Genomic DNA, 12,050 nt, shown 5'->3' with positions numbered 1-12,050 from the left:
TAGCATGACGAAGCAAATCAAGATCAATCCGGCGATCTGGTCATCTTCGCCGCGACTGACGGCATGGACTCATCTCTCGCACCGCCCCCGCAGCAGCCGCCCCGGCAACGCCCCCGTCGCCACCTTGTTCTCAAAAATCGGCACGCCCGCCACCACCGTAGCGACATAGCCATCGGCTTCCTGCACCAGCCGCCGCCCGCCGGCCGGCAGGTCGAAAGCCATACGCGGCGCATGCAGGCGCAGGCGCGCGTAGTCGATAACGTTCACATCCGCCTTCATGCCGGGCAGCAGCGTGCCGCGATCGGTCATCCCGTAAAGCCGCGCGGTGTCGGCAGACTGGCGCTTGACCATGGCTTCGAGCGCGAGCCGCGGGCCCCGGCTGCGCTCGCGGGCCCAGTGGGTCAGCATGAAGGTTGGCATGCTGACATCGCAGATATAGCCGCAATGCGCGCCACCATCGGACAGGCTGTTGACGGTGGCCGGATGCTGAAGCATCTCGTGCAGGTGGGAGAGCGTGCCGTAGGAGTAGTTGAAGCTGGGGTAGTAGAGGATGGCCTTGCCGTCGTTGGCCAGCATCAGGTCATAGATGATGGCAAGCGGCTCCTGGCCGCGGCTGGCGGCGATGGCGGCGACGCTCTTCTCGGGCGCCGGTTCGTAGTCCGGCGATTCGCCCAGCGGAAAAATGCGCGGGTAGTTGGCGAACATGGATTCGATGCCGCGGTCCATGCGTGCGCGCGGCTCGGACAGGATGCGTGCACGCACCGCAGGGTCGCGCAAGCGGGCAATGCGCGCCTCGAAGGACAGGGCGGCGAGCTCGATAAAGGCCGGGCTGGCGATAAAGGGATGCAGGCTGCTTTGCCAGGAGAACAGCAGGCCCAACGGCCGGCCGCTGATGCCCCCATACAATGGCACCCCCTCGGCATGCGCGCGGTCGAGCGTGGTCATCAGGTCGCGCCACAGGTCCGGAGCCGGATCAGTCTGCTGCAGGTTGAACAGCACCGGCAGGCCAGTGTGGCGCGCCAGCCGTTCCAGCCAGGGCAGCTCGTTATCCATCGACACGTGATTGGCCGTCATCTGGAAGACCCCGTGCCCGGCCTCGCCCAGCACGCGGCCGAGCCGGGTGATTTCTTCTCCGGTGACGAAGGTGCCGGGCGGGTACTTGCGTTCATCGTACTTATGCAGGAAGGTCCGCGAGGTGGAGAAACCCAACGCGCCAGCGTCCATGCCCTGGCGTACCAGTTCGCACATCTGGTCGAGATCGTCGGGCGTGGCTTCGTCGTGATCAATGCCGCGATCGCCCATCACGTAGGCGCGCAGCGCGGCATGCGGAATCTGGGCGCCGATATCCAGCGCCTTGGGGCGACGGTCCAGCGCATCGAGATATTCCGGGAAGGTCTCCCAGTCCCACTGGATGCCCTCGGACAGCACCGAACCGGGAATATCTTCGACGCCCTCCATGACCTTGATCAGCCAGGCGCGGTCGGCGGGGCGCACCGGCGCGAAGCCGACCCCGCAGTTGCCCATCACGGCCGTGGTGACGCCGTGGCCGGTGGACGGAGAAAGGTAGGGATCCCAGGTGGCTTGCCCGTCGTAGTGCGTGTGGATGTCAATCCAGCCGGGCGTGACGAGAGCGCCTGCTGCGTCCAGCTCGCGCCGCGCGGAGCCCGCCTTGCCGCCAACCTGGCTGATCATGCCGCCGTCGATCGCGAGGTCGCCCTGAAAGCTCTCGCGGCCGGTGCCGTCGACGATGGTGCCGCTGCGGATGACTAAGTCATGCATGGAATCTGTTCCTTCTGTCTTGATGAGAGTGCAGTAAATTGCGGCCCCGGGGACGGGCGCGGATGGCCGGCTAATCGAGCTTCAAGCCGATCCGTTTGATCACCGCGCCCCAGCGGTCGTAGTCCTGCGCAACGATCTTCCTGAAGGCGTCCGGCCCGGCGCCGCTGAGATCGTTGCCCTGCGCGCGGATCATCTCGGCGATATCCGGCGCCTGCGCCGCGGCGCGGAACGTATCGGCGATCTTCTGCGCGACTGGCGCGGGCAGGTTGCCTGGGCCGAACAGGCCTTGCCAGCCGACGATGTCGAGTCCCTCCACGCCTTGCTCCGCCATGGTGGGCAGCTCGGGCAGCACCGCCAGGCGCTTGTCGGCGGCCACGCCAAGCAGCTTGACCTTGCCGGCGCGGGCGTTCTCCACGGCGGTGGCGGTGCCGTCGAAGTAGACCTGCACGTCGCCGGCCAGCACCGCGCGGGTGGCGTCGGCCGTGCCCTTGTATGGCACGTGGACCATCTGGATGCCAGCGCGCTGCTGCAGGATCTCGCCATTCAGATGCGAGGTGGAACCGAGGCTGTACGAGGCGAAGTTCAGTTCGCCGGGATGCTGCTTCGCGTAGGCGACCAGCTCACGCACATTGCCAAACGGCGCGTTGCGGTTGGCCACCAGCACGGTAGCGGATCGCACCAGCTGGACCACGGGGGTGAAGTCCTTGAACGGGTCGTACGGGAGCTTGCTGTACAGGTGCGGATTCTGCGTATGCGTGACGACGATGGTGTAGAGCAGGGTGTGCCCGTCCGCCGGGGCCCGCGCCACATCCTGCGCGCCGATGAAGGTGCCGGCACCGGGCTTGTTGTCGATGATGATATTGGCGCCCGACTGCTCCGAGGCACGCTTGGCGATCAGTCGCAGCAGGGCGTCGCCGCCGGAGCCCGCAGTAAATGGCACGACCACGCGCRCGGGCTTGCCGGGCTGCGGCCAGTCAGTCGCTGCGGCCGCCCTTGCGATCGGGCTGCCCAGCATGCCCGCGGCGATGGCGAGCGCCGGGATTGACAGGCGCGACAGGGCGCGTCGCCTGGGATTGGGGCGGTTCATTTTGTCTCCTTCTCCATGTCTGGATGGCGCAGCCGTTGTGCTCTGGATGTTGGCGCGAGTGACGCCCTGGCCGGTCTGCGTGCTGAGTATAGGTATTGCGTTGCCGCCAAATCAAATGCATATTTATCGCCGTTTCGATAAATTAAATGCATATGCTTAGCCTGCGACGCCTGGAGCACTTTGCCGTGCTGGTGGAAGAACGGAGTTTTTCGCGGGCGGCGCGCCGGCTGAACCTGACGCAGCCAGCGCTGACGCGCAGCATCCAGACGCTGGAAGAAACCCTCGGCCTGCAGCTGGTGGACCGCGCCGCCAGCGGGTTGCTGCCCACCGAATCGGGCCGCATGGTACTGGCGCGCTCACAGCGCATGCTCGGCGACCTTCGCGCCCTGCAGCGCGAGGCCGAGCGCATGCGCGGCTTTGAAAGCGGCGTTATTGAATTTGGCGTGGGCTCGTTCCCCGCGGCGGCTTTCCTGGGCCCGGTGCTGACCCGCCTGGCGCGCGAGTATCCCGGGCTTTCGGTACGGGTAGAGACGGAGAGCTGGCGCCGCTTGCTGGAAAAGCTGCAGCGCGACGAACTCGACTTCGTGGTCGCGGTAACGCACAGCCTGCCGCCGCCGGCTGATTTCCAGGTGCGCGCGTTGCGGGCTCAGCGCATGGGCTTCTTCGTCAATCCTGGCCACCCCCTGGCCGCGCTGGCGGGCGATGAGATACGGGGCAGGATGGCCGGATACGGACTGGCGACGACCAAGCTGCCGCCCCGCGCCCGTGAGGAAGTGGCGGCGCTATTCAGGCTGGATGGACCCGAAGCGCTGCCAGTGCGGCTGGAGTGCGACAACGTCGAGGTGCTGTGCGAAGTGGCGATGTCTACCGATACCGTCCTGTTCGCGACGCACGAGGCCGTCCACGCGGAGTTGGCGGCAGGCAGCCTGCTGCCGCTGGCGCTGGACTATCTGTCTCCCGCGCCACTGCCCCTGATGCTGGTCTATCCGGGAGGCCGAAGCCTGTCCGGCGCGGCGGAACTGCTGATCGGCATGATCGAAGCGGCTGTGGGCGCGGGGGCGGCGAGATAAACAGGTGGCGGGCCCGCGGCCCGCCATCTTCATTTCACCCGCAGCAAGTGTTTCTGGATCTTCCCGCTCGTGGTCTTGGGCAGCGCATCCACAAAGTAATACCGGCGCGGCCGCTTATAGGCGGCCAGCCGGTCCCCGTGCACCAGGAAACCGTCGAGCACTTCCGCGCTGGCTTGCGCCCCCGCCTTGGCCACCACGTAGGCGCAGACCAACTGCCCCCAGGTGGCGTCGGCCTCGCCGATGACGGCGACTTCCAGCACGGCCGGATGCTCGATCAGCGCATCCTCCACCTCGCGCGGATACACATTCTCGGCCCCTGAGTTGATCATGTAGTCGATACGGTCGCGCACCCACAGGTAGCCGTCTTCATCCAGGCTGCCGAGGTCGCCGGTGTGGTACCAGCCGTGAGCAAGTGCGCGCGCGTTGGCGTCCGGACGGTTCAGGTAGCCGGCCATCATGCACGGCCCGCGCACCAGGATCTCGCCGACTTCGCCGGGCGCGCAACGCTCGGCCGGATCGGTAGGCGCGCCGTCTTCGCGCAAGGCCGCTACCACCAGATCATGGTTGAGCGAGGGCAGGCCGGCCGAGCCGGCGTGGCTGAGTTGCTCGTGCGGATACAGCACCGACATGCAGGGTCCCATCTCGGTGGTGCCGTAGACCTGCACCAGCCCGGCGCCGACGGTACGGTCCCACTCGCGGATCAGGTGCGGCGCCATCGATGCGCCGCCATACTCGACCAGCCGCAGCGACGACAAATCGCGCGTGTGGGCCTCCGGGTGGTTGAGCATCATGCCGACCATCGTCGGCGCGGCGAAAAAGTGCGTGACTTTTTCCGCTTCCACCAATTGCCAGGCTTCGCCCGCATCGAAGCGCCGCTGCAGCACCTGCGTGGCGCCCAGGTGCAGGCGCGGCAGGAAGCTGGTGTGCAGTTCCGCCGTGTGGTTGAGCGGGGCGATCGACAGGCCGACGTCCTCGCGGGAGAGCGTCATCGCCTGATGCATCATCGCGTTGTGTGCGAGCTTGCTGCGGTGGGTGTGCAGAACCCCCTTGGGCCGGCCGGTGGTGCCGCTGGTGTACATCAGGATGCAGGGATCGTTCTCCCCGACGGCAATCCCCGGCGCCTCATGCGGCTGGCCTGTGGCAAGCGTGTCCAGGTGATGCGTGGCGAAGGCCGGCGCGGGTTCGGGATCGGCATAGATCCAGCGCGTCGTGCCGGGCGCCAGCCCGGCCGCTTTTTCCACCACCTCCGCACCTTCCCGCTCGAACAGCAGGGCTTTGGCCTTGCCGTCTTCCAGGATGAACGCCAGTTCCTGCGCCGCCAGCCGGTAGTTGACCGGGTTGAAGATCGCGCCCACCCGGGCCGCCGCCAGCATGCTGAAAACGAAGGCCGGCGTGTTGTAGAGGAAGGCCGCGACCACATCGCCGCGGCCGACGCCGATCGACAGCAGGGCGTGGGCGTGGCGGTTCACCTCCGCGTCCAGTTCGGCATAGGTCCAGGTGCGGCGGCTGGCGCCCATGCCGGCAACCAGCGCGGTCTTGCGCGGCAGGTAGCGCGCGGGCCAGGAAAGGGTGTCGCCCAGCGTAAGGACGTGACTCAAGGCAATGCTCCGGCAGCGAGGATGAGGAGACGCCAGCGGCCACGCCGACCGGCGAAAACCGTCGAATATAAAGTCCGCGCCGCTTTTCTGGAAATAACGATTAGCACTGTGCATATATGAATCCGGCGGGGTGAGCGCCGTGCGTTGCCCGCCAGGCAGGAGCCAATTGACGCAAGACGTGCCGGCAGCGTCTGGCTATCGTGCCGGCGAGGGTCGATGCGACATGACAGGCCGACGCATCGGCGACACGCCAATCGCTAGCGGAAGGAAGAGGAAAGCACGTCCATGAACAAGCAAAATCGGCAGGGCAAGGAAACCGTAAGTATCGGCGGCGCCTCGGGCTTCTGGGGCGACAGCGGGATCGGACCGGTGCAGTTGGTGGAGAAGGGCGAGGTCGATTACCTGGTGTTCGACTATCTGGCCGAACTCACCATGTCGCTGCTGGCCGCCGCGCGGCTGAAGAACCCGGAAGCCGGCTATGCGCTGGACTTCGTCACCGGCGCCTTGCGCGCTGTACTCAAGCCTGCCCTCGCGCAGGGCATCCGTATCGTCGGCAATGCCGGCGGCGTGAACCCGCGCGCGTGCGCGGCAGCGGTGCGCAAGCTGGCCGAGGAACTGGGCGTGCCGGTGCGGGTGGCCGTGGTCGATGGCGACGACCTCCTGCCGCAGCTGGATGCGCTGCGGGAGTCCGGCGTGCGGGATATGCAGACCGGCGCCGCCATGCCCGCGCGCATCCTGACCGCCAACGCCTACCTGGGCGCCGTGCCGATCCGGGCCGCGCTGGATGCCGGCGCCGATATCGTGATCACGGGGCGCTGCGTGGACAGCGCGGTGACGCTCGGCGTGCTGATGCATGAGTTCGGCTGGGAGCCGGGGGCGTACGACCTGATGGCGGCGGGCAGCCTGGCTGGACACATCATCGAGTGCGGCTGCCAGGCCACCGGCGGCCTGCACACCGACTGGGAGCAGGTGCCGGACTGGGCCAACATCGGTTATCCGGTGGTGACCTGCCGTTCCGACGGCACCTTCCTGGTCGGCAAGCCGCCCGGCACCGGAGGGTTGGTGAATCCCGCCACGGTCGGCGAGCAGATGCTGTACGAGATCGGCGATCCGGCCGCCTACCTGTTGCCCGACGTGATCTGCGACTTCACGGGCGTCACGCTGCGCCAGGCCGGCCCGGACCTGGTGGAGGTGCAAGGCGCCAGGGGCCGCGCGCCTACCGCCAGCTACAAGGTGTCGGCCACATATGCGGACGGCTACCGCTGTTCGGCGCAACTGACCATCGTCGGCTTCGACGCCGTGCGCAAGGCGCGGCGCAGCGGCGAGGCTTTCCTGGAGCGCAGCCGCGCCTTGCTGGCCCGGGCCGGGCTGCCGGACTTCACCGAGACCCGGCTGGACGTGCTGGGCACCGCCGCGTCCTTTGGCCCGCACGTGCCGCAGCCGCCGTTGTTCGAGGCCGTGATGTGGCTGGCGGTGGCCCACCCGGACAAGCGCGCGCTGGAACTGTTCGCCCGCGAGATCGCGCCGGCTGGCACGTCGTGGTCGCCCGGCACCACCGGGGTGGGCGGGCGGCCTTCCGTCAGCCTGGCCATCAAGCAGTTTCCCTTCCTGGTGCCAAAGACGATGGTCCGGCCCGCCGTCTGGCTGGACGAACAGCCGCTGCCGTTGCCGGCGGCGTTCGTCCCCGGAGACGAAGCCCAGGCCAGCCCGGCCTCCGGAAACGGGGCTGCCACCGCATCCTCCGCGTTCGCCCCGGCGGAGCCCGGCGGAGACTGGGTCGAAGTCCCGTTGATCAGGCTGGCCTATGGCCGCAGCGGCGACAAGGGCGATTTCTCCAACATCGGCATCATCGCGCGCGATGCCGCCTATCTGCCGCTGATCGCGGGGCAACTCAGCGAGGCCGCGGTGGCCGCGTTCCTCGCCCATAACGTGAAGGGCAGGGTGACGCGCTATTTCCTGCCCGGCATCGGCGCCTTCAACTTCCTCTGCGAGCAGGCGCTCGGCGGGGGCGGCATGGCCTCGCTGCGCAACGACCCGCTGGGCAAGGGGATGGGGCAGGTCTTGCTGGCGATGCCGGTGCGGGTCCCGCCCGGGCTGGCCAGGGCACTGGGAGCATGAGCCAGTCCGCGGGCCATGCGGGCATCGGGATAAACCCCATCGGAGCGCTGTTCGGCCGGCTTCGCTGGCATGATGCTGGAGGTGCGGGAAGCCGCGGTGCGGCTGCCGGAGCCCGCGCCTTCTTGCCGAACCAGGTGCCAGCCGTCAGTCACTCGCGGCGCCGCGAACAGTGAGACCAGATGCCGCCAGTCTTGGAATGCAAGCGGGATACCCCGGCCCGGTCCTGCGACCGGCCGAGCGGAAGTTTCATGTGGATCGACCCCGACCGCGTGCTCTACGTCGGCCTGCTTGGCGCGCCGTCGGTGCGCTCCATCGGCGCCATCCTGCTGTATGTGGCGCTGGACGCGCCGTTTCGCCTGAGCGTTGCGCAGGGTGGGTGGGAGACGGCCGAAATTGCATTCGTGCCGCCCTATGTGCCGCACCGCATCGCGTCGGACAGCCGCACTCTCTGCGGCTTCCTGATCGAGCCCGAGACCGTCGATATGTCAGGCTTGCCCGCGCTGCTGCGCGGCCCCGGCGGCGCGCTGGCCGCGCCCCGCCTGGCCCAGCATGCGCGCGACCTGATCGCCCAGTTGCGCGGCATGCACCGGCCGGAACTGGATCCCCGCCTGCTGGATACGCTGTTGCTGGGGGAGCCGCTGCCGCCGCGCGCACTCGACCCCCGTATCGATGCGGCGGTGCGGCAAATCAAGAGCGATCCGGGGAGCCGCAGCGCGGCCACCGATCATGCGCGCGATGCCAACCTGTCGTTCTCGCGTTTCCTGCACCTGTTCAAGGAGGAAGTCGGTACGCCGTTCCGCACCTTCCGTACCTGGAAACGCGCCCGCAGCCTGCTGCACTACGTCACGCAGGAGGCCAACCTGGCGGAAGTCGCGCTGGATACGGGCTATCCGGATTCCACCCATTTCAGCCATTCCATCCGCCGTGTCTACGGCCTCAAGCCGCGGGACATCTTTGCCGGTTCGCGCAAGCTGGCGCTGCATGGGCTGCCGCCGCTGACAGCCTGCCGCCCGCTGTAGGCCGGCGGCGACCAGTTGGCGCAAGATCGCCGGGGCGCCTTGCGTCACAATGGCGGCCAACGACAATCAGCCCGTCAAGGGCAGCGGGATACCACCCCATGAAAGAGACCTGCCAGGACCTGCTGGCCGAATACAACGAGTTGCACGCGCTTGCCGCCTCGCTCAGCCCCGCGCAATGGCGCCAGCCCAGCGCCTTCCATGACTGGAGCGCGTGGGACGAGATTGCCCACCTGTGCTATTTCGACCAGACCGCGCTGCAGTCCGCCACCGATCCGGAAGCCTTCCTGCGTGACGCGCAGGCGCTCAACACGCTGATGGCGGCKGGCGGGCATATCAGCGCTGTGGCGCGGGAAGTCTACGGCCACCTCGACGGGCCGGCACTTCTGGCGTATTGGCAGCCCGTGTACGAGCGGCTGGTGCAGACCCTTGCCGCGCTCGATCCCAAAGCGCGCCTGCCCTGGTACGGGCCGCCCATGAGCGCACGCAGCTTTGCCACTGCGCGGCTGATGGAGACCTGGGCGCATGGCCAGGATGTCTGGGACACGGCGGGCCGGGCGCGCGCGCCCACGGCCCGCCTGAAGCATATCGCGCATATCGGCGCCACCACCTATGGGTGGACCTTCGTCAATCGCGGCGAGCCGGTGCCGGGGCCGGCGCCGTACGTGGAACTCAGCGCGCCCGATGGCGGGCAATGGACCTGGAACGAACCCCAGCCGGACAATTTCGTACGCGGCAGCGCGGAGGATTTCTGCCTGCTGGTCACTCAGCKCCGCCACCTGGACGACACCCGGCTGCGGTACAGCCCGGGCCCGGCGCAACGATGGCTGGCGCAGGCACAGTGCTTCGCGGGGCCACCCGCCACCGGACCGGCCGCCGGCACGCGTGTATTGCGCACGGCGCCCGCGGAGTGAACGGGTTCGCACTACCGCAGTGCGTGGCGGCCGGCGAACCGCTCACGCTGGCACTGGCCGCCGGGATCGATTCGGCCCTGCGTGCCCTCAGCGTGGACCCGGCCGAAACCTGCCTGTCCGAACACGCCTTCGCCAACCTGTATCTGTTCCGGCAAGCCCACGCCTACCGGTACTTTGGCGGCCGCTATCCGCATATCAGCGGCCTGACCTATGACGGCGCGCGCCACGCGCTGCCGCTGTTCGATCTCGCCACGGCGCCGCGCCACGTCCTGCAGGCGCTGCTTTGCGAGCACCATTGTTTCTATCCGCTTTCCTCGGCCCAGATGGCGCGCCTCGATCCCGCCGTCTTCACCGGGAACGAAGCGCGTGCCGACGCCGACTATCTCTATCCGGCCGCCAACTTTGCGGGCTATCGCGGTACCACCCTGGCCAAGAAGCGCAACCTCATGAAGCAACTGCTGGCCGCGCATGCCGTCACCGCGCGGCCCTACCACGCCGGACTCRCCCGGAAAGCCCTCTCCGTGCACGAAGGATGGATGCACGCCAGGCACAAGGCCCAGGGCGAGGCCGATGACGCGCCGTGCGGCGAGGCTTTGCTGCACGCCGGTGCGCTGGGGCTGGAAGGCTTCTTGTACGAAGTGGCCGGGCAACCGGTGGGCTTCTTGCTGGCGCAGGAGATCCGCCCGGCGGTCTTCGCCATGCGCTTTGCCAAGGGCCTGGTGGCTTTCAAGGGCATCTACCAGTACATGTTCCACCATTTCTGCACGGCCTTCGCCCGCCCGGTGGCATGGCTGAATTTCGAGCAGGACTTGGGGTTGGAAAACTTCCGGCAGACCAAGCTTTCGTATGCGCCCGGCGCCTTGCTGCCGAAGTACCGGGTGCGGCTGCGCGCGGACTGAATGGCGGCCGCTGGCCGGTTTGCGCTGGTTCTGAAACCGCACCCCCAAAGGCCCGAAGCAGCACAGCCAGTTCTCGCAAGACCGTACCGCCTCCCACCCCTACCATGACTTCACACCGGCGCACTGCCGCCTCGAGCAACGTGAAACCCACATGGCAAATATCGAATCCAGACTCTCCGCCGGCAGCGAAGCATTCCAGGCCAACCGCGCCGGCATGCTAGCCCTGCTGGAACGTATCCGCGCCTTCGAACAGCGTGCCGCCAATACGTCAGCCGCATCGCGCGCGCGCTTCGAGAAGCGCGGGCAGTTGCTGCCGCGCGAGCGCCTGGCGCTGCTGCTTGACCCGGGCGCACCGTTCATCGAACTGTCGTCGCTGGCCGGGCTGGGGCTGGACAACCCCGACCTGGACAAGAGCGTACCCGGCGGCGGCCTGATCGCCGGCATCGGCTTTGTATCGGGCCTGCGCTGCATGATCAGCGCCTCGGACGCCGGCATCAACGCCGGCGCCTTGCAGCCCAAGGGGCTGGACAAGCAACTGCGCGCGCAAGAACTCGCGCTCGAAAACAAGCTGCCGTACGTGCAACTGGTAGAGAGCGCCGGCGCCAACCTGATGACCTACAAGGTCGAGGATTTCGTGCGCGGCGGCAACCTGTTCCRCAATCTGGCGCGCCTGTCGGCGGCCGGCCTGCCGGTGGTGACCGTGACGCATGGCTCCTCCACCGCCGGCGGGGCCTACCAGACCGGTTTGTCGGACTACATCATCATGGTGCGGGGCCGTTCGCGCGCGTTCCTGGCCGGGCCGCCGCTGCTGATGGCGGCCACCGGCGAGGTAGCCACCGAGGAGGAGCTGGGCGGCGCGGTGATGCATACCTCGGTTTCCGGCCTGGGCGACTACCTGGCCGAAGACGATCGCGATGCGCTGCGGATTGCGCGCGAGATCCTGGGCAAGATCGACTGGAACCGCGACCAGCCCGCCGCCGCGCCGCGCGCGTTCAAGCCGCCGCGCTACGACGCCGAGGAACTGCTCGGCGTGATGCCGATGGACCACAAGCGCCCCGTCGACATGAAGGAGGTGATCGCGCGCATTGCGGACGATTCCGACTTCCTTGAATTCGGCGAGAACTATGGCGGCGCCACCGTGTGCGGCCATATCAAGATCGAAGGCTGGCCGCTGGGCATCATCACCAACAACGGCCCCATCGATCCCGCCGGCGCGACCAAGGCCACCCACTTTATCCAGGCCTGCTGCCAGTCGCGCACGCCCATCCTCTACCTGAACAACACCACCGGCTTCATGGTGGGCCGCAGCTACGAGGAAGCCGGCATGATCAAGCACGGCTCCAAGATGATCCAGGCGGTGAGCAACGCCACCGTGCCGCAGATCACCATCTACTGCGGCGCCTCGTTCGGCGCGGGCAACTATGGCATGTGCGGGCGGGGCTTCCATCCGCGCTTCTGCTTCTCCTGGCCCAATGCCAAGACCGCGGTGATGGGCGGCGAACAGGCGGCCCGCACCATGGCCATCGTCACGGAGGCCGCCATGAAGCGCAAAGGCGGGGAGGCTGACTC

At 67.7% G+C, this 12,050-nt stretch carries 9 protein-coding genes; 6 read left to right on the top strand and 3 right to left on the bottom strand.

The genetic code is table 11. The features are described from left to right. Positions 1-69: 69 nt before the first annotated feature. Both AC1DKD_RS32375 and AC1DKD_RS32370 read right to left on the bottom strand, forming a co-directional pair. The gene (locus AC1DKD_RS32375; protein ID WP_441629595.1) at positions 70-1,779 is read right to left on the bottom strand and encodes an N-acyl-D-amino-acid deacylase family protein; all 1,710 of its coding nucleotides are present in this window, start codon (positions 1,777-1,779) and stop codon (positions 70-72) included. Positions 1,780-1,849: 70 nt separating this feature from the next. Then, complete coding sequence (locus tag AC1DKD_RS32370) at positions 1,850-2,866, bottom strand: Bug family tripartite tricarboxylate transporter substrate binding protein (protein ID WP_477144165.1); 1,017 nt, start codon at positions 2,864-2,866, stop codon at positions 1,850-1,852. Positions 2,867-3,012: 146 nt separating this feature from the next. Between AC1DKD_RS32370 and AC1DKD_RS32365 the strand changes: the two genes are divergently transcribed. Next, entirely contained in the window at positions 3,013-3,936 is a 924-nt protein-coding gene (locus AC1DKD_RS32365; RefSeq protein ID WP_441629596.1) for a LysR family transcriptional regulator, read from the top strand. Positions 3,937-3,965: 29 nt separating this feature from the next. Here AC1DKD_RS32365 and AC1DKD_RS32360 read toward each other — a convergent pair whose 3' ends face one another. Continuing rightward, a complete protein-coding gene (locus tag AC1DKD_RS32360) occupies positions 3,966-5,534 on the bottom strand; it encodes a fatty acid--CoA ligase (protein ID WP_477111830.1) in 1,569 nt (522 codons plus the stop codon). Positions 5,535-5,819: 285 nt separating this feature from the next. Between AC1DKD_RS32360 and AC1DKD_RS32355 the strand changes: the two genes are divergently transcribed. The 5 genes from AC1DKD_RS32355 to AC1DKD_RS32335 all read left to right on the top strand — a co-directional run. Continuing rightward, entirely contained in the window at positions 5,820-7,652 is a 1,833-nt protein-coding gene (locus tag AC1DKD_RS32355; protein ID WP_441629598.1) for an acyclic terpene utilization AtuA family protein, read from the top strand. A gap of 248 nt (positions 7,653-7,900) precedes the next feature. Further along, positions 7,901-8,671 carry an AraC family transcriptional regulator gene (locus AC1DKD_RS32350; RefSeq protein ID WP_441629599.1) on the top strand — a complete coding sequence of 257 codons (771 nt, stop codon included), beginning with the start codon at positions 7,901-7,903 and terminating at the stop codon, positions 8,669-8,671. A 98-nt stretch (positions 8,672-8,769) separates the two neighbouring features. Further along, on the top strand, positions 8,770-9,582 hold the full coding sequence (locus AC1DKD_RS32345) for a TIGR03084 family metal-binding protein (protein ID WP_477144164.1): 813 nt from the start codon (positions 8,770-8,772) through the stop codon (positions 9,580-9,582). After that, positions 9,579-10,481, top strand: coding sequence for a phosphatidylglycerol lysyltransferase domain-containing protein (locus AC1DKD_RS32340; protein ID WP_477144163.1), 903 nt, complete (start codon positions 9,579-9,581; stop codon positions 10,479-10,481). Before AC1DKD_RS32345 ends, AC1DKD_RS32340 begins: the two co-directional genes overlap by 4 nt. 151 nt (positions 10,482-10,632) lie before the next feature. Further along, positions 10,633-12,050: acyl-CoA carboxylase subunit beta (locus AC1DKD_RS32335; RefSeq protein WP_477144162.1), on the top strand; the 1,418-nt coding region annotated here is incomplete at its 3' end.

The organism is Cupriavidus sp. 05T313, from assembly GCF_056396665.1.
The sequence above is the reverse complement of the archived record's forward strand: the minus strand, read 5'-3'. Positions and strand labels throughout refer to the sequence as shown.